14 protein-coding genes and 1 pseudogene are annotated in these 17,918 nt (G+C 53.6%); 6 read left to right on the top strand and 9 right to left on the bottom strand.

Annotated elements, in window-relative coordinates; all coding sequences use genetic code 11:
- Nucleotides 1–10: 10 nt before the first annotated feature.
- Nucleotides 11–1,582, bottom strand: coding sequence for a DUF6351 family protein (locus ACZ1HE_RS17575; RefSeq protein ID WP_472622862.1), 1,572 nt, complete (start codon nucleotides 1,580–1,582; stop codon nucleotides 11–13).
- Nucleotides 1,583–1,970: 388 nt separating this feature from the next.
- Between ACZ1HE_RS17575 and ACZ1HE_RS17570 the strand changes: the two genes are divergently transcribed.
- The gene (locus ACZ1HE_RS17570) at nucleotides 1,971–2,459 is read left to right on the top strand and encodes a DUF3124 domain-containing protein (protein WP_472622860.1); all 489 of its coding nucleotides are present in this window, start codon (nucleotides 1,971–1,973) and stop codon (nucleotides 2,457–2,459) included.
- Nucleotides 2,460–2,497: 38 nt separating this feature from the next.
- Nucleotides 2,498–3,298 (top strand): GNAT family N-acetyltransferase, encoded by an 801-nt coding sequence (locus ACZ1HE_RS17565; protein WP_472622858.1) that lies wholly within the window; start codon nucleotides 2,498–2,500, stop codon nucleotides 3,296–3,298.
- A gap of 556 nt (nucleotides 3,299–3,854) precedes the next feature.
- Here ACZ1HE_RS17565 and ACZ1HE_RS17560 read toward each other — a convergent pair.
- Nucleotides 3,855–5,072, bottom strand: coding sequence for an HlyD family secretion protein (locus ACZ1HE_RS17560; protein ID WP_472622856.1), 1,218 nt, complete (start codon nucleotides 5,070–5,072; stop codon nucleotides 3,855–3,857).
- Complete coding sequence (locus tag ACZ1HE_RS17555) at nucleotides 5,069–5,449, bottom strand: hypothetical protein (RefSeq protein ID WP_472622854.1); 381 nt, start codon at nucleotides 5,447–5,449, stop codon at nucleotides 5,069–5,071. Before ACZ1HE_RS17555 ends, ACZ1HE_RS17560 begins: the two co-directional genes overlap by 4 nt.
- 396 nt (nucleotides 5,450–5,845) lie before the next feature.
- Between ACZ1HE_RS17555 and ACZ1HE_RS17550 the strand changes: the two genes are divergently transcribed.
- From ACZ1HE_RS17550 to ACZ1HE_RS17540, 3 genes are all read left to right on the top strand, one after another.
- Nucleotides 5,846–6,853: a helix-turn-helix domain-containing protein gene (locus ACZ1HE_RS17550; RefSeq protein ID WP_472622852.1), complete on the top strand. Its 1,008-nt coding sequence runs from the start codon at nucleotides 5,846–5,848 to the stop codon at nucleotides 6,851–6,853.
- A 154-nt stretch (nucleotides 6,854–7,007) separates the two neighbouring features.
- Nucleotides 7,008–7,298 carry a hypothetical protein gene (locus ACZ1HE_RS17545; protein WP_472622850.1) on the top strand — a complete coding sequence of 97 codons (291 nt, stop codon included), beginning with the start codon at nucleotides 7,008–7,010 and terminating at the stop codon, nucleotides 7,296–7,298.
- A gap of 371 nt (nucleotides 7,299–7,669) precedes the next feature.
- Entirely contained in the window at nucleotides 7,670–7,924 is a 255-nt protein-coding gene (locus ACZ1HE_RS17540; protein WP_472622848.1) for a hypothetical protein, read from the top strand.
- A 343-nt stretch (nucleotides 7,925–8,267) separates the two neighbouring features.
- On the opposite strand, the gene ACZ1HE_RS17535 is transcribed toward ACZ1HE_RS17540, so the two are convergent.
- The 3 genes from ACZ1HE_RS17535 to ACZ1HE_RS17525 form a co-directional block, all read right to left on the bottom strand.
- A complete protein-coding gene (locus ACZ1HE_RS17535) occupies nucleotides 8,268–9,776 on the bottom strand; it encodes a sulfatase-like hydrolase/transferase (protein ID WP_472622846.1) in 1,509 nt (502 codons plus the stop codon).
- Nucleotides 9,777–10,697: 921 nt separating this feature from the next.
- Entirely contained in the window at nucleotides 10,698–11,573 is an 876-nt protein-coding gene (locus tag ACZ1HE_RS17530) for an autotransporter outer membrane beta-barrel domain-containing protein (RefSeq protein WP_472622844.1), read from the bottom strand.
- 441 nt (nucleotides 11,574–12,014) lie between these two features.
- Complete coding sequence (locus ACZ1HE_RS17525; RefSeq protein ID WP_472622842.1) at nucleotides 12,015–12,884, bottom strand: outer membrane protein; 870 nt, start codon at nucleotides 12,882–12,884, stop codon at nucleotides 12,015–12,017.
- Nucleotides 12,885–13,161: 277 nt separating this feature from the next.
- Here ACZ1HE_RS17525 and ACZ1HE_RS17520 point away from each other — a divergent pair.
- Nucleotides 13,162–13,272: pseudogene (locus tag ACZ1HE_RS17520) on the top strand (IS5/IS1182 family transposase); the annotation flags it as partial.
- A 182-nt stretch (nucleotides 13,273–13,454) separates the two neighbouring features.
- Here the strand turns inward: ACZ1HE_RS17520 and ACZ1HE_RS17515 are convergent.
- From ACZ1HE_RS17515 to ACZ1HE_RS17505, 3 genes are all read right to left on the bottom strand, one after another.
- Complete coding sequence (locus ACZ1HE_RS17515) at nucleotides 13,455–14,711, bottom strand: MFS transporter (RefSeq protein WP_472622840.1); 1,257 nt, start codon at nucleotides 14,709–14,711, stop codon at nucleotides 13,455–13,457.
- 92 nt (nucleotides 14,712–14,803) lie between these two features.
- Nucleotides 14,804–16,474: a sulfatase-like hydrolase/transferase gene (locus tag ACZ1HE_RS17510; RefSeq protein WP_472622838.1), complete on the bottom strand. Its 1,671-nt coding sequence runs from the start codon at nucleotides 16,472–16,474 to the stop codon at nucleotides 14,804–14,806.
- Nucleotides 16,475–16,540: 66 nt separating this feature from the next.
- A complete protein-coding gene (locus ACZ1HE_RS17505; RefSeq protein ID WP_472622836.1) occupies nucleotides 16,541–17,776 on the bottom strand; it encodes a DUF3179 domain-containing (seleno)protein in 1,236 nt (411 codons plus the stop codon).
- Nucleotides 17,777–17,918: the final 142 nt, after the last annotated feature.

Genomic DNA, 17,918 nt, shown 5'->3' with positions numbered 1-17,918 from the left:
GAACAAAGAGTCACTCCGGCGTCTTGCAGGTGAAGCTGCCGGGCGCGTTTGGATCTCCATTGCCGTCATAGGTCACAACGGCCGGATGCGCGCAGATGATGCGACCTTCGCCGGTGGGCTGCCGGGTAGCAGGATTTATGAAGGGCGCGTCAAGCTGATCAGGGGCCACACCTGAATCCAGCCAGTCTTCCAATGCCACGATGTAGTTGGTGCCGTCGGGTCCGGGACCATTTGCACAGTGCGCCACGCCGGGACGGACGAACAAACGCACGTCGTTCCGCGCGGTTGGATCGAACTCCAGCACCTTTTCATAGTAGTCTATGGTTCCAAAAGCAGACAAAGACCCATCCATCCAGCCGTTGTCGAGGATCAACTTGCCGCCCTTGGCCCGGAACGCCGAGAGGTCGGGATCGTCAGCATCAAGCGTAGGGCCGACGCGCGCGGCGTGATGCGCAAAACCTGAATAATCATATCCTTCATAGGTCCAGTCAGGATCGCTGTAGAAGAAGTTCTTCATCAACTGCGTTGAGAAGCCCCAGGTGGCATTCGGGATCGGTGGCATTTCATACTGCTCATCGTCGCCATCGCCTGGGTGAAAGTCGAGCTCGGTACCTTCTACATAACCGCCGGTGTTCCACAATGACCAACCCAGCGGGCTGCCCGGCATCTCAACGCCCATTGGCATTCCGGGCCAGGATGTGCCGCCGAATTCGACCTCACGGTAGAGGTCTTCGGCCACCCGGACCTGATCGGCGCTTAGGCACTGATTGGAGTCACTTTCCCCACATTTCAGGCTCGAAACCGCAAAATCGCACTGTCGGGGGTCATTCAGGATTCCATCCTTCAGCCCGTCAATTGTGTCGCACTGCTCCATGATCGCGGTTCCGATAAGGGCCTGCGCGTCCGTATTGATCACCGGCGTCGAAATCTGGTTTGGATCGGGGAACATGTTCATGGCGTCATATGTCCATCGGCCAGCCATTTCCCTTGTCCAGGAATAGGCCGGTGCCCCCGCATAGATCCCTTCGAACAGGTCCGGAGACCGCTGTGCCACCATCATTGCCTGCCCACCGCCGCGGGAGCAGCCAACGAAGAGATTGCGCTGGATCTCCGCCCCGTAATACTCGGCAATGATTTTCTTGGACGTGACGGCAGTCCGGTGCACCGCCAGAAACCCAAAATTGACCTGCCGCTCAAGGTTGTTCAGCGCCCAGCTGGCAACAATATTGTTCCCTTTGTGGCCTGTGTCCGTCGTGACGGTCGCCCACCCGTTCTCAAGGACGTTCCCCGATCTCAAGGCGGCGTTGTTGAAGTCACCAGAGAACCCTCCACCGCCGCCCATAACGAATTTCCCGTTCCAGTCGTCGGGAAGCAGCAGTTCAAAACCGGTTTCGGTGCCGATCTCCCCGACCACGCGGCAATGGTCCGCCGGGACGGAAACGGGTTCTGCAGTCAGAATCCTGACGTCGGCCACATGCGGAATGGCGCCTACCTTGCATTCACCAGCGGCAGATACTGAAGCCAACATGGCGCTGGCAAGGGCAGCACTGATCGCGATGGCCATAGGTTGCGTCAATCGCATGTTCCGTTCCCTCCAATTCCAGTGGGCTGAGAGTGGCCGCGCAAAGCCGGGAACGCAAGCCAACGCTCTCCAACTAGACCCCGCCTCACTTTCAGCGGCATCGAAGGATTGCCATGATCGCAGGAAACAGTCGACAAACAGCCGTTAAACCTCGTTGATGCAAACCGGCTGCTTGTCTGAGTTTTCGATGATCTCTCCAAGGCCGCCGGACATTCATTTGCGTAGAGCCCGAACCGCGTGTCAACGGCACCCGATGGTCGGCAATGACCTTCTGCGCGGCCTTTCCGGCTTGAGTGCATTGGCTGATTTGAACCGCCCGAACCAGCGCTTTTCCACTCCTGTTTTACATGCCATTATGCGTCAACTGATGGAACCAATGGACTGCACAATGACAAGAATTCGAGAACGCGGACCGCTCTGGTTTCTGATTGCCCTGATCGCCCTTGTCACCAGCCCAGCCACGACCCAGGCCGAAAACCTTCTTGTTCAGTCGAAAGGCGGCACAATCTATGTTCCGGCCTTTTCCCAAGTCCATATCAGCGCCTCTGATCAGCAACCTCTGGCGGCCACTTTGGTCGTTCACAACGTCGATTCAGAGGATCAAATCGTGCTGACCGACATCCAATACCATGGAAGTGAGGGAGAGCTTTTGCGTGACTTACTGGACGACCCCATCACACTCTTCAGCTTTCAATCAAGTGACTATGTGATCGGCATACGCGAAAACTCCGGTGGTACCGGCGCGAATTTTGTCGTGAAATGGAAAGCTTCGTCTCAGGTCGTCGAGCCGGTTGCAAATGCCCTCATGGTCGGAGGCACCGGTACGCAAGGATTGTCCTTCCAGACCAGCGGCCGTGTCATCGAACGCCATCAGTAACCGCGTTTTTGCGCATCCCGGAGACATGAAAGCACAAAATGACGCGAATTGCTTCGTTTGCCGGATCAGGCTTTGACCTGGGAGCTCTGCATGGCGCCATGCTTGCCGCGTTTGCTGATTATATCGTTCCATTGCAACCAGATGCAGACACGTTCAAAGCGGCGCTGAGTGCGAGAGGTTTTGACCCCGAGGCGTCCTTTATCGCCATCGACGATGATGAAGTCGTTGGGTTTTGGAACGTCGCGACGCGGAGCACCAAACGGTATCTGATCAGTAGCGGAACTCGGATTGGCCACAGAGGCCGGGGATTGGCGTCCCGTTTGGGTATGGCGGCGATAAGTGCGGCAGATAATGTCGGAATCGAGAGCTTTTGGCTCGAGGTCATCGAGGGAAACACAGGCGCTGAACGTCTCTATCGGAAGATGGGATTTGATGTGACCAGAAAGCTCGACTGCTATCGGTTTAACCATCCATCTCCTGATCGGTCCTCATGCAAACTGTCGGATTTTGACACCGTTGCGAATGTCATTCAGAGGTATTCGACCTGGGAGCCAACTTGGCAAAACGCCACGGAAACCATTTCCGGCTCACAGCTGACGTCCTTCCTGCATGAGAAGGGTGGAGCGATCATCGGCGCAGGTGGCCTCGTGCATCAGATTGCTGCCAGTGAACCTTCGGCTTTGGAAGACCTCCTCGCTGCGGCAGCCACGGTCGGCTCGCTGACATTGGTCAATGTAGATTCCGATTGCAGCGCGTTGTGTTCCCTTTTGCAGGAGCTTGGAGCTCATCGCTTCATCGTTCAGTCTGAAATGCGCTTGTCGTTGCCAAACGTCTCTTAACGGTCTTTCGAGCCCGGCGCATCATATGGCAACGAAGGGCTTCTGGCCGACGTTCGCTGGGTCATGCCTAGATGGCTGCTGACAGCCCAAAGCGGACATGAACAACCCTCGGGAGCTTGGAAAACCCACCATGCTGGAAGGGTGGAAAGCGGACTTTCGCTGCTCTCCCTGTCAGCAGCAGCAATGCGCAGATAGCAACCTTTGCAAAGTTCCTGTGACAACCGCCAGGTACTCGATGCAAACGGCCCTTTCCTGACATTTACCACCGTGTCAGGCGCTGCAGCGCAGTTTCACTGAACCGGCCGTTCGCTGCAGTTGTGAAGCCAACGGCATGTTGAAGGTCTGTCTTGTGGATGAAAGCTGACATTCCGGGACATTGTATTTGGTCGTTATTGTTTTGAAACGACTGCGTAAGCGGAACTGCCAACCGTTCGCCGGGTGACAGAAAGTGGTGTCAAAACTCACTTCGCGGCATGTGATCTATCCAAAGTACAGAAGAAACGGCTCCCGGCGTTCCCAGGAGCCGTGTTCGTTGAATGGGATTGTTTTGGGAAACTCAGGCGTGTCCACCACCGATCAACCCGATACCCGAAGTCAGTCCGAACCAAGCTTTAACTCGTATGCCGACCGCCTTGATGATACCCATTGCCTGAATCCCGTGGGCGACAAGGGTTCCTTCCATTTCGCCTTCAAAATTGGTGGTATAGGATTGGACGATGCAACCACTTCCTGGAACCAGAAGATCGCGGTGCTCCGTGTGCACCAGGTCAAGATGTACGACGATCTGACCCCGCTTGGCCTTTTCACTGGGCTCGATCAACCGACCGCTAGGCGCTAGCTGACCGGAAGAAATCTGCTCCTGAATGCGTACGATCCTTGCAGGGAGAATGGTATTGCGCATCGAGATGTTGAAGTTGCTTTCGCAAGCTACCTCTGCTGCCATACCCTCGTACAATTCGGTGCGCGAAACCTGTGAAAACCCTGCAATGATGCGGCCTTTCTCGGCATCTTTCCGGTCCGGTACGATCAGCATGGCAGGGCTCATTGCAGCTTGGGCCGCGCGCGATCCGACATTTAGGGTGACTTGCTCAACGACGCCGTCGACCGCGCTGAGCGTAAGCGTCTTTGACAACTCCACCTGAGCTTGCTTCAACGACGCACGCGCCGATGCAAGTTGGGCTGGCAGAACCGCCGACGCCTGGACTTGTGCCACGCCAAGTTGCGTTTCAGCAGCCTCGACCTCTGCTTCGCGGGTACTCAAAGTGGCCCGGGCACGCTCCAACTGGCTCACTTGAAATGCGGCGGAGCCTTTTGCCTGAAGTGCCTCATGATCCATAAGTACCAATTCGGCCTGCTCTCTCGCGGTGATCGCGGCATCCAGAACGGCCTGTGCGGTCCGGACTTGCAACTCAGCAGCCAGTTTAGCGCTTTCAATCTCTTCAACTTTACGCGTCGCGAGATCGACAGCGGCTACTTCAGAGGCATTCTCGACGGCAAACAGCGGATCTCCCGGTTTTACACGATCACCACCCTTTACGTAGATATCTGTGACTGTTCCACCGTTCTCGGCAACGACCGGAACAGTTCTGAATGGCACAAGACCAGTGTAGGATTTGGGGTAGTAGTAGAACACGGCAAAGAAAACGATCAGAGCCAAGACGAACCACGTAAAGAGCGCTCGGTGAACGTTGTAGAGGGTGACCGGTAGCCCGCGCCATTTCAGATAGATCACGCGCAGGACAAACGGGAAAGATGTGACAACAATCTCAATCACTTTACCAACTCCTCATGCGATGGACGCCACCACAACATGAAGTCGCGCGCGATTGCGGTCAGAATTAGGGCGCCCGGCAGCAGGCTGCTGAAATGGCTAAGGGCTGGCATCAGCTCATACGCCAAGGCCACGGTCAGCATCGTCGGAATTGTTGTGCGCAGGGGCGTACCAATTGATTTGTGTTCGGTGTAGCGTTCAAAGCGAGCATAGAGATGCACAACCAGCAGGATCGCAAGGGCGAGTACGACCAATCCAACCCATGCATAGGTGTCGGTTTGATTGGGTGCGACCCACCATCTGGGATCGCTGCCAGCAGCGAAAGCAGGAGTTGAGATGAGGCCAAGTATAGGCATCATCAGGAACGCGGGTGGTTTCATGTTTCAGGTCCTTTTGTTACGCAGCCGAGCAGCGCGTGTAGATTTTTTGTTTCTGGAGAACGTCAGTCTTCGGTCGGTTGCTGTGCGGGTTCTGAGGGTTGCCCCTGCGGGGCGTAGGGGGATCCCAACGACGACCGTTCGGTGTTTTTTCGCCAAGTGGCGAAGTGCGCAGGCCCTGCACGCTCCCCCCGGCCCATTCTTTGTGGGCGCAGTTTTGGATTGCCTTCAGCACGCGGTAATACCTTGCAAAGTAGATCATGGTAGTTTCCTTTCTGATGGCCCGGACCTATTTGCCATCGCGCCTGCAATCCTGAGGCTTCTGGACATTTGCTATTGGCTTTTGGACAATTGCAGTGACTGCAGAGAGTTGCGTGCAAGCTAGGGGAGGATCGAAGAGTGCCACGCATCAGCGCTTACAGACTGCAAAATGTTGGGCTGCGTTATGCGCAGGAACCCGGAGCGCGCATTCCGTTTCCGGAAGTTCTGGAAATGGCAGGGACACCCATTGATATCGGCGACAGTCCCGACGCCACTGTCGAACTGCTACATGAGGCGGGCGCAGTCGAAACCGCGTGTCGGGTTTTGGCAGACAAAACCTTTGCCGCGCGTGTCGGGCTGTCGGCGCAAGGCCCTGGAACGCTTCTGGCTTACATCGTGCGAGCTGCTGAAACGATCGAAGACGCACTGGCCATGACGCAGCGCTTTTACGCAATGCAAGATCCCGACCTACGTCTGGACGTTGAGGGCGCACCTGGCAAACCGAAAGTCATACTTGAGAGCAGTGTTATCCCGGCGCATCAGTATCCTCGCCATCGCGAGATGCTGATATTCGGTCTTTACAAGCGCGTTCAACAAATCACCTCTGGCGGACTTGCCCCTATCTCTATCGAGTTGGAAACAGACGATGCCGAACACTGCCGGTTGCTGGCCGATTTGGCGGGGTGTCAAGTCTCAGGCTCCAAGCCCGGATACGCCTTGGCTCTGCCAGCAAACGGCATGAGCTTTCGCATACCAACAGCAGATCCAACTTTGTTGGGGCATTTACGTCGGCATGGAGAAGAGCAATTGAAGGCTCGGCCTGATGCAGTCCGCGGCCTGTCCGACCGTATCGTGGACATGCTTGGCGCGCGTCTTCCCGGACCAATCCCAAATGGCGACGCCATAGCCGGAGAGCTTGGATTGACGCGGCGCACGATGACCCGGCACCTATCGGCCGAGGGAACAAGTTTCAAAGCACTCTTGCAAGGGGTGCTGTGTGACCTGGCCAAACGGATGCTTCGGAGTGGTGAAGGTGTTGCCCGGGTTGCCTTCATGCTTGGATTCGCGGATCAGGCCGCCTTTTCAGTAGCGTTCAAACGATGGACAGGTGAAACGCCCGCCAGGTTCCGTAAAACTGGCCGTTAGAAGCCCTTTCTCCCCCTTGGGTGGGGAAGGCGGAAGATGTCCAACACCCACAAAACCTCGTCCAGTCTCCAAAAGAAAGCAGGCTTTTGAGTCACCTAGTTCAATGGCACACGGCAGCCGCGGTGGTTGCTGACACAGAACAAGGATGAAACCTATGAAGACTGTAAAGAAACTGTTTGTCGCTCCGATCTCAGGCGCGCTTTTGTTCACCATGGCATCAACGGCTCATGCTGACTACGTCACCGACAAAGCGATTAAGGGTGCAGTTGTCGGCGCTACTGTCGCCGGCATCGCTGGCGAAAGTGTCGTGGGCGGCGCAGTCGCTGGTGCTGCGGTCGGAGCCGTAGGAGGGGCGATCCAAAAAGACAATTTCGAAGACGCGCAGGACGAAGCCCAAGAGCGTCGCGACAACGTCAAAGAAGACCGCAAAGATCGGAACGGCTAAGGCTTGATCGCCTGTAAAGCAAAAAGGACAAACACTGCCCAAGAAATCTGGTTGGTCAGCATGCTATGATAGCATCCAAACGCAGTAGGACCGACCCTCCAGCCCGGAACTGGCAAAATTAGTGTTAGGCTGCCATCCAGCGCACAAGCGAGCTGGGTGGCAACTTCGTTTTGGCATTGGGGTTCTTATCCATGCCAATTTGGGTTTAGGCTAAATTGAACTCACCAGAAACACTTGTTTCAATTTAGGCGAATAAACTCTCGCTTTGCGCTCGAAGCTGCCTTGCCATCCTGCCGCGGGATGCTTGTTTTTTAGCCGTTCTGAATGTCTGCTCACGAATTCCAAAAATGTTTAACTTGCTCTCGCAGAGAATGACCGCAATCCGCCCTCATTACCAAAATATGCAAGCCGCAGCATCGGCCAATAAGGGTTCAGAACTGCTGTTCTCAGCGGTTTGCGCGAATGGCTGGCCGCAGCCCAATGCGGGCTTGGTCGATCCGCAAGCAGGGAGGCGAGCAGGCATAGGCGCTGGCAACTACCTTGGCCTGATTTACAGGAATTTTTTCAGCAACCGGTACATGAAGGTCGAGTTGCTCTACTTTTTCGGAACGAAAAGCCTGCGGTGACATCCCGGCCCAAGCATGCACAGATTAGGTAAAATTAGGATCCCAATCTTTCACAACCCCCGGGGCTGCTCAAGAAGATAAGGTAAAAATCCACTCTTAAGGGTGAACACCAATCAAAGATGCCGCTTCAGGGACTACACAAATCTTGTCCGTGAAGCGGCGTTTTGGTTATTGCCAACTTGCAAAAGTCTTGCGGGCCAGTTCACTTTCTGGTCGCAGATTTTCAATGCCTCCATAGGGTTCATCAGTCCCAATCTCGCGATGTGGGTATTTTGCAATCATTTTTTGATGCCGTTTGGCCATATCCTGAAAGGACGCCCCGGACCAAAGCGATTGGCCGATGTCAGAATACATCTCGCGCGGATCGCGAAGGATATTGAACACCGGCGCGGCGGCGCACTGGGACACCAGGTGCGGGCATGTGCATCTTGAATTCCTGTTTCACAATCGAACGCAAAACCGGCCCTTCGTAGATATAGACATAGTCTCTCCGCGAGTTGCCATCCCCCTCAAGAAACAATGCGGTCTGGTCCACACCGTCGATGATCCGGTCACGCGGGATGAATTTAGTTCCGCCTGCGATACGGGCGAACGTTGTGAATAGATCGGAAACGTGAACGATGTCCCCTGCGTGTTTGCCTCCTTCGATTGCGGTAAGCCAGCGAACGAACGCATCAACACGGACCCCACCTTCGAGGTGTTCCGCTTTGCCGCCCCGGTAGATCAATTCGATCATGCCTGAAGTGGGCGAATACTGCTTAAAGATGCCGTTGTCCGCCATGATCACCACAAGCGTGTTATCCGCAATTCCAAGTTCATCAACTTTGGCCATCAAATCACCGATCCAATCGTCAAGTTGCTCCATTTTATCAGCCATAAAGCCGCCGTTGCGGGACCGCTGCTGCTCGCCGTAAGTGAAATTGATTGGGTAAAGCGGCCAGTACTGGAGAAAGAATGGTTCGTCTTTTCCTGCCAAACGGTCAAGTTGCTCCAGGACCTGAGCCTGATAAGTCTCGTTCATGCGTTCATAGTGCGCCTGTGTCCATTCCTCACCAGCTTCTATGCCAACTTCCCGAGCATCCTCTCCGGCCTTGGCTTCAAGGCCCGTCACAAGCCCATAGGGTTTGAACCGTTCATCCATTCCGTATTTCCCGGATTGAGTAGATGGATGCCAGCCGTTGAGGTTACCTGCATTCGCAGCCTCTGGTGTCATCAGGCTCAGTTGTACTTGCTGATGGACTGGAAAATACGCGACATCAAACCCCTGATTGTGAGCGAATGACTCCTCAATATCACCTTGGTGCCATTTCCCAACATGTGCTGTGTTATAGCCGGATAGATTGAGAATTTCGGCGATGGTAACTTCGTCCTTGGACAACCCTTCACCAACAAGGGCAACTTTCACTTCCTTGACACCCGCGCGAATTGGGTGCCCTCCGGTCAGGAATGCAGTGCGGGTAGGTGTGCAGGAAGGCTCAGTATACATCCGCATCAAAGAAAGGCCTTCTGCGGCAAAATCGTTGATGTTTGGTGTGTCGAATCCGGTGACAAAGTTCATCGCAGGATTGCCCATGAGGCCAAAACTCACGTCATCGATGAGAACGTAGAGAATATTAGGGGGCTTACCATCATTTCTCTCTCGAACTTCCGCTAGTTTCTTATCGATCTCAATGTCCTGGGCATCCCATTGCTCGCCGTATTGAGCGCGAAGAAAATTGAATTCTCCATCATGGACGATGGGAGTTTCCTGGGCCGCGACTGATGTGGCAGCAACAATGGATGCAAATAAGGCGGTTCGAAAAATCAAGTCAGAGCTTCCTTTATTGTGTTGGCGGGAAACAATGATTTTCAATCAATGTTGGCCGCGTTTTGGGCCTTCTCGAAGACCAGTCAATACCAGAGGGCCACATTACGGTCTACTTGCGCCATGTAATCGCCATTCGCTGTGCCGCCTACAAAGGTGAGCTAACCGCCGATTGTCATATTTTGCAAAATCCGTTTCCTGCGCTTCGCAGCCATTCGTGTAAAACGCAGCATTTGCACTTTGGGCGGATTTCGGACCTTCTCCGCAGTAGCAGCCTGCATCTGCTGCGACAGTCAAAGCAGCCATCCAAGTTGACGTCCCAACGGAGCAGTTCAATCAATTTCAATGGGTCGATCTCCCTATGCGCCGTGAACCGAATGGAAAACTTAACCTAATTTGAAGCGATGGATCATACAGGAACTATCGTAATTCGACACCTCAACAACTATATGTTGTGTGCAAGACGCAATGAAATCGCAAGCTTGATAGACCGATTGAAGAATTAGGCCGGTTCAAAGCCGTGGTATTGGAGTTCCCGTCTCAGGCTCGGGAAGCTCAGTTTTTTCATAGAGCGTTTCGCTTACAATCGAAGCGTTGATTTTTCCAAAGCCAAAACCAACAGCCGCATCCTGGGGTCGTTTGCTTGGATCGGAGCAAAGAGCTGATTGTACTGAAACCCTTTCTGCAATCTGAGGTTGTGAGGTGACTGTTAATCGGCCCAAGGAGACATTCGTTTTGTCATCCTCCTGCAGCCAATTACACGGTGACCGTTGATCAGTTTTGAACAAGATGAGAAATCCGCCAAGACAGAACCAGAGGTGGTCCTGGTTTTTCGACCAATTTGAAGCCTTGATAAGGTGGATCAGGGTTTCATTTCAAATGTCTATCGCGTTGGGTTCACACCATGAACCCCCTCAATCGCCTATACAACATAGCCCCAAAACACTTGACCGAATTGCTACCCGTCAATCAAAACCGAATACTGGTGGTCAATACAATGCGATCCCCCCCACCACCGTTTCGGTTGTATTCTGCCTGAACGGATGTGCCGTTTCTAAAGCCCATGTTCAAACCTATGACGGCGGACCACTTGTCTAGATTTTCCTGATGAATTCTGTAGCGTACGTGCAGGTCGTCGCCATCTGGAAACGCGTTTCGCAAGCTTGTGACCCCCTCGACAACTGAATCGACGTCTAGGTAGCTCACGCCAAAATATGGCGAGACGATGTGACCGTTCCCAAATGCAAAACGCCGACCAGCACGCAGCCCACCGGTATAGGATTTGATATTGGTGTCCGAGCTCGAGCCGACTGTGAGGGTGGCAGAAGCAGTTGCAGTGGTCCACCAGTGCCCAAAACTGTAAACAGCCGATGCCCCGAGTGTGGCGGTCACCGCATCGACACCGGCATCAAAATTTGCTGACACGCTTCCACAGGGGTCGATCGGTGTGCAAACGGGCGGCGGAAGAGCAGCATCCAGATCCGCGATAACATCTAGGTTGACTGTTCCATCCACCTTTCCAACTGCGGCGAAAACATTAACAAAGGGTAGAAGCCAGGCATCGATCTTGACCTGTTTCGTTCTGGTTCGGCTAACAACATTTTCGATGGCAACGTTGGGCAAGGGGCGCAAATCAGTACCAGGAGGTGGCGCTGTTCCTTTTCCCAATGCCACCTCGAGCTCCGAGATTCCCTGTCGTTGGGTGTTGTCCACACCGATAATCGTGATGCCGAGCGGCAGCGGCAAAGAATACCCGCGATCTATCACCTTTTGGGCGCCAAACGGCAGCAACCGGTTATAGGGGGGCGACTTCTCTGGCGCCTTTGGTTCGTCTGGGTCACGCAATTGTAAATTGTCCGGCAAACGTAGCAAAACCCCAAGTTGAGGCAAAACGCCTGGTGCCGTTTCAACTTCGCCAGTGAACCTGTTCGTGCTCTCTGCATGTAATGGTGAAGCCGCCAATACAAACGCGATTAGGATCGGGGCTGCGAGAAGAGCTTGTTTCATAGGTGAATGACCATTGCAGGATCTTCCGGGTACATTGGCCTGGTCCATAAGGCAGCCCACAAGGCAATAAACGAACGCGAAGCAACCAGGGTGTTTTGCGTTCGTCGATGCTCTCATGTTTCCAGCTTTGTCAGTGATTGATAGCTGATGCCTTGGTACGTGTTGACAACCGCCGCGCTGAACGGGCAATCGCCATCGTTGCTTTTAGTGAGAACGGTAGTTGTTCAAACGATCTATTGCGTTCGCTGCACTTGTGAGGGGATAGATTGGGGATAACGTTCATTGGAAAAAGTACTTTAACCCAATGTAGGGTCCATGTTGGGCAACATCATATGCGAAAACCCCCGTCGACAAATTTTCGCTGTAATCAATGCTAAAGTATCTATAACCGAATGTGAGCGATGTGTTTTGCCAAGGCTGATAGTCAAAGCCGATGTTCGCCCCGACCTGAAGTTTGTTCCCGCCTGCGCCAAACCCACCTAGATCGATTGATGCAATCGTGGTCCATTTGTCATTGAGGCGCCACATTCCCCGAGCTCCGATGACGGGTTCAACCCAGCCTTGATCTTCACCCAAGGTTGGAGGAACGCCAGGGCCCGGTGTCGTGATGTCAATCGTTTGACGAATGGAATTGTATCGCACGCCCCCTTGGATGTCGAAGGTGTAGCGTTGGTTCTTGGCTCCATACGTGCCGTTAGCGACCCGATAGGCGGCCATTGCTCCCAACCATTTTTGTCGCACGTTGACGCGGACACCGGAACCCAGCGGGCCAGGCAGGTTTTCATTGGCTTCGATGCCAACGTAATTGGCATCCAGAATAACACCCCAATCGCCATTCCAAGCCTCGTACCGACCAGCCGCCGCGAAATCGAGCACTTCAAGAACGTCGCCCAGATCCAAATCAATGTTCGCGGAATTCCCGTTTACAGTGGAGGTCCCTTTAGTGCTGAGAGGGGTGAACAAGTACACGGCCAGGCCATGACGCCAGCCTTCTTCGTCTTGTCCGGGTGCTGGAAGTGATTGTGCCTGAGATGACGAAGCCACCGAGGCAAACAATAGCGCAGCAAGGGCCGTTTTTGCCGCTCTCGCTTCAAGAACCAGGGACCAGTTCTTGGCCAAAATTTCCCGTAGCTTTGATTTACTTTTCATTCATCTGTCCCCTCTCCGGGCATTACTCAATTAAATTCCGTTTCATGCATATTGTCGTTGTTTCGCGCGCCAAACAAGCTTTCTGGCCCCCAATTTTCCTGGCTTTGGCGTTTGAAACACAGTTTGAAGGTGGGCTTCGAACTTAAAGGTCAGATTGATAGAATCTTGGTCCGTTTGTAGGCGTCAAATGGACCAGATCAGCCCCTCTGTCAGGGTCAGGATGCATTGATTTACATTTCGCGGCGTGATTCACGGTTCTGAAAAATGGAGCGGTGACATGAGTGCTCTTTTCTGGCTGAAAGACGAGCAGATGACCAAGCTCGCGCCCTTCTTCCCCAAATCGCACGGCAAGCCACAAGTGGATGACAAGCGGGTTTTATCTGGGATTGGTCGCCATAGTCATGTTCTGGTTACGAATCCTGACCCTAGGCATCGCGGCGAGCGGATAAGCGTGACTGGTGCCGGTCACAGCAGACAAACCGCCAAAAGTTCCGCGGAAAGCATCACAACACTGCGAAATCAGGTCAAAACAGCGAAACCGAAACGTTGATCCGACGTTCATTAACTCGCCTATAGGGGTTTGGTGTCTAGCGCCATTCGAACGCTGGTTGCCGGAGAAACAGTCATTGGCCTATGAGACTTCTCGCCTGCTCCCGGGCGTCTGATCAGTCGCCATGTCGTAAACGCACAGAACGCTAGCATTATTAGGAAAGCAGCCCACGCCATCGGTCGCCCTCCGAACACACTTGCCAAAATCGCTCCTAGAACAGGGCCGGTGACCCCGCCAAGTGTAAACACAAAAAGTAACGTCACAGCCGTCGACGCAACCAAATTCGGTTGTGTTCGGTCCATCGCGTGCGCCGTCAACAGTGAGTAGAGCGGCAGCAACGTACCACCCAAAGTAATTGAGATCCCCACAGCCAGAATACGGATGCCTAAAGACGGTTCTCCGCTAATTGCCGATCCTTCGCCCTGCACCACAAGAGAGACCAAAAAAAGCACAGCAGAGGCCACAACTGAGATGCCCAAGATTACTATCCGCCGGTCCATTCGATCGGACATCCGCCCGAGAGGAAACTGGAACAAAATGCGACCGAAATAGGCCATCGCAATAGAGGTAGTGATCGTTGCCGCGTTGATCCCAACCGTTGATGCCTGATAGGGCAGAATTGCGAGAAAAATCGTCAGAACGACTCCGCTTACAAATACACCTACAAAAGCTGTCGGAGAGGCCCTCAGTACGGGCATCATTTGAACTGACGCCGATGACTTGTCTTTTGGTTGGTCAAGTCTGGTCATTGCCAGAACAACGATCGCAAAACTATAGACACCAGCAATCACGACAAAACCATTTGAAAGATCATCTGACGACAACGCAACAACACCCTGACTAAGAACCGAAGCCACACCCAGCACTGTCGCGTAAATTGCTAAAATGCTGCCACGCGATTCCTTTGGAGCCGAGTCTGTGGCCCATGCATCCCCAACCGCATACAGACTTGCCGTCGCCAGTCCGATCACAAATCGGGCGACCATCATCGTGGCGCCATTGTCAGACCAGAACAGTGCCAGTGAAAAGGTCGAGCACAGGGCCGCCGCGGCTGAAAATGCACGTACATAGCCAACTTTGGACAGCGGGCGATACGTATAGAAACACCCAACAAGAAACCCCATGGAATAGCTGGCCGCGACCAACGACGCCAATTGCTGAGACCCGTTGGTTTCGGCAATGCGCAAGGCCACAAAAGTCCCAAGCGCAGCAGATGCCAGATGGACAGAACCCATGGACAGGAATAGCGCGCGAAGGGAAGCCAGTTTGCCTTGCATTTCACGTTTCCAACCTGAAAATCATGACCCTGCCAAAACAGCACAAATATGAAGAAAAGCGGCGCGGCCCTACAAAGAGCCGCGCCAGTTTGTTACTTAACGACAGCCGACTGTTTCAACAAAAAGGCCTCTACAGCAGCCTTGCTTTCGGGTCGCAAATTCTCGATGCCCTCATATGGGCGACCAAAAGCCGGAGGCGTGTCCGGGTACTTTTCTTTGCGCTTCAAGTGTCGCCCAAGAATACGCACGAACTCTTGTCCGCCCCATGCCCCAACTTCGGTCGAAACCGGGTATTTTTCGTGGGTGTCGCGGTAGACGTCATAGAACTGAGCAACGATTGGGCTCTCACCCGGTCCTGGCAGGTGCAGCTTGAGCTGATCCTTGATGACCTCTTTGGGAGTATTGATCGAGTATACGATCAAATGGTCGCGACGGCCCTTGGTTTCACCCTCCAACAACAAAGCGGACTGGTCTACGCCGTCGACCAATCGGTCGCGTGGAATGTAGTCATCCGCACCGGCGAAACGAGACAGTGTTGTGTACAGGTCCGAGACATGCACGATGTCGCCGACGATGCCATCCGCCTCGATCATTCCTGGCCAGCGAATAAAGCTGTCAACGCGAATACCGCCTTCGGTCGTGTCCGCCTTGCCGCCGCGGAATACCATCGGAGTGAACCCAGACTGGGGCGAATACTTGGTGAAGTGCCCGTTGTCACCCATGACCACGACAATGGTGTTTTCTGCCACGCCCAGCTTGTCCATTTCGTCAAAAATTTCGCCCAGCCAGGCGTCAAGTTGCTGCATTTTGTCGACGTACAACCCACCATTGGGTGATTTCGGTCCGTCGCGCCCGGCGCGTGTGTTGTCCAGTGGGATCAATGGCCAGTATTGCAGGAAAAACGGCGATTCCTGACCAGCAAATTCGCGCAGCTTGTCCAAGGTTTGATTCTGATACCGCTGGTTCATTGCATCGTACTTTTCAGCCGTCCAACGTTCCCCCGGTTTCAAGTCAACCTCGCGTGCCAACCCGCCTTTTACAGCCTCCAGGCCAGTGACCATCGCTGCTGAATCCGGGCGAAAGAAGCCGTCTTTGATGAAACGTTCATCAAAGTCACTGATCCCGACCGAGACCTGTTCGTAAATCGCGTCGTCATTGTAGATCGTCAACTGCCCTTGCTGATGAATGGGAAAGGCAGCCGTATCAAAGCCCTGATTGTGCGGCCAAGCTTCGGGAATGTCGCCCATATGCCATTTGCCAACGTGCGCGGTCGCATATCCGGCTTCTGACAAAACTTCGGCCAGTGTGACCTCACCGTCTGGCAAGCCAAACCCGGAGATGTCTACAGTGGTGTCGCCCATGCCCATTCTGACTGGCAAACGCCCTGTCATCATTGCCACCCGCGTCGGAGTGCAGGACGGCTCAGTATACATGCGCACCATGCGCATGGCTTCGTCCGAAAACTGATTGATGTTGGGCGTAGAATATCCTCGGACGGCGTTCAGTTCAGGAATGCCCAGGTCGCCAAACCCAATGTCATCGATCAGGATGTTTATGATGTTTGGAGGCTTGCCACCGTTGGTTTCTTGAAATGCTGCCAATTTCTTATCGACGGCTTTGTTATCCTCAGCCCATTGCTCGGCGTTTTGCGCTTCTAGGATGTAGTATTCGGCATCGTGAACGATTGGAGCATCTTCGGCCTGAGCTAAAAACGGTATGAACACCACCACCGTTGCCAAAGTCCATGAAATTGAGCGTTTCAAATCTTGTTTCTCCCCATTGTGATTGTTTTCATGTTGCGTCCCCAGGGTTTGGGCCCACTTGTCAGATCACGTTTCAGCTTCCACGCTTGCCGGGTCTCCGACACGGTTAATGTCTGTGTGAGGAAAGAACTCGACCCAGACCAACCAAAACATCCCGGACCGCAGTGTTTCGACCCGCTGTAATTTGCCCTGATCAGAGTCGCCCCAGAAATCGCAGCGAGTGACCGGCTTCCCGCTGTCATTGTACCAGACGCCAACGCTTTCAAATTTTGGATCCAGATTAACCACCAGATCCCGCCCGCCAACTGTTGTATTGATCAGCCAGTTGTTTTCGACAATAAAATCATCGGTCCAGCACACGGCATCATTCCCGATGGTCACGCCCCAAACGTAGGTTTTGTTTGGAAGGCGGTTATCGAAATGGGTCATGTTGTCCATTACCGGAGCGGCCTCTTGGTGCTGGCGTTCGATACCCCAGCCAAACGCGATGCCAGCCGCCATATCAAACAGGCGTAACAGAGGATTTGACGACGGTTTGTTCAAAAAGACCTCGCCGTTGGGATAGGCTTTTTGAAAGCCGCGAAAGGACATGCGAAAGGTGGGCCAGGGTTTCATCGCAAGCTCTGGCCTTAGGGGACAAACCGGCCCATCCGTATCTGGCGCAGTATCAGACTCGCGGAAGCCATAGATGTGTTGAATTGGCTCGCCGGTGTTATTGTCTCGAAGGATCAGGTTGTTGCCATGTTGTGCAAGTACCTCGAGGTTCAGGCGTTTTCCTTCGATTTGGGGCGTGTATCCAATGCCCAGGTTCGCCATGGCACAGTAAGTCAGCACCACATCTTCCCCGTCCAATCCTTTTTCATCGTCGGCCAGATGCGGGCGCATCATTTCGCCATCGGAGTGTGCGCGAGCATGGTCATTGTTCACCAGGACCATGACCGAAGCCGAAGGATTGATGTAATCACGGGCTTCTGCGATGGGGTAATACTGTGCCTTATCCTTTTGATTGCGTAGTCCGACGTGCACCCAAACCCATGGAAACACATAGAGAAACGCGATCACCGGAAGCGAAATCCAAAATAGCCAGGTTGGTCCGCCACCCATGACGTAGCCAATGACCATGACGGCCGCTGCACATAGCCCAACAGCAACAATTTTATACTCATGTCGAATAAACCGGATCGTATTCTCTCGTTTGACTTTCAACAGCATCTGGCTGACGTCACCGAGGTCACGGAAATACAAAAAGCCTATACCCAATGAGGTCAAGAACCCGATGTAAAAGAGTATGCTTCCAATCATGTACTTTGCCTTTTCTTTAGAGGTAGCTTTGAGGCCCTTGGGCAGCCCCATTTGCCCATTTGACCAACACTTCCCCTGTTTTATTCGTATTCATGCATATTGTGGCTGTTTTGCACTCGAAACAAGCTTTCTGAATCCTGTG

The sequence above is a fragment of the Falsiruegeria sp. JB4-1 genome (genome assembly GCF_055693495.1).
Note: the sequence above shows the minus strand (reverse complement) of the source record. Positions and strands in the feature narration are given on the sequence as shown.

Coding starts and splice junctions, on each gene's coding strand:
- ACZ1HE_RS17575 (WP_472622862.1), bottom strand. CDS start 1,582: ATGCGATTGACGCAACCTATGGCCATCGCGATCAGTGCTGCCCTTGCC.
- ACZ1HE_RS17570 (WP_472622860.1), top strand. CDS start 1,971: ATGACAAGAATTCGAGAACGCGGACCGCTCTGGTTTCTGATTGCCCTG.
- ACZ1HE_RS17565 (WP_472622858.1), top strand. CDS start 2,498: ATGACGCGAATTGCTTCGTTTGCCGGATCAGGCTTTGACCTGGGAGCT.
- ACZ1HE_RS17555 (WP_472622854.1), bottom strand. CDS start 5,449: ATGAAACCACCCGCGTTCCTGATGATGCCTATACTTGGCCTCATCTCA.
- ACZ1HE_RS17545 (WP_472622850.1), top strand. CDS start 7,008: ATGAAGACTGTAAAGAAACTGTTTGTCGCTCCGATCTCAGGCGCGCTT.
- ACZ1HE_RS17540 (WP_472622848.1), top strand. CDS start 7,670: ATGACCGCAATCCGCCCTCATTACCAAAATATGCAAGCCGCAGCATCG.
- ACZ1HE_RS17525 (WP_472622842.1), bottom strand. CDS start 12,884: ATGAAAAGTAAATCAAAGCTACGGGAAATTTTGGCCAAGAACTGGTCC.
- ACZ1HE_RS17515 (WP_472622840.1), bottom strand. CDS start 14,711: ATGCAAGGCAAACTGGCTTCCCTTCGCGCGCTATTCCTGTCCATGGGT.
- ACZ1HE_RS17505 (WP_472622836.1), bottom strand. CDS start 17,776: ATGATTGGAAGCATACTCTTTTACATCGGGTTCTTGACCTCATTGGGT.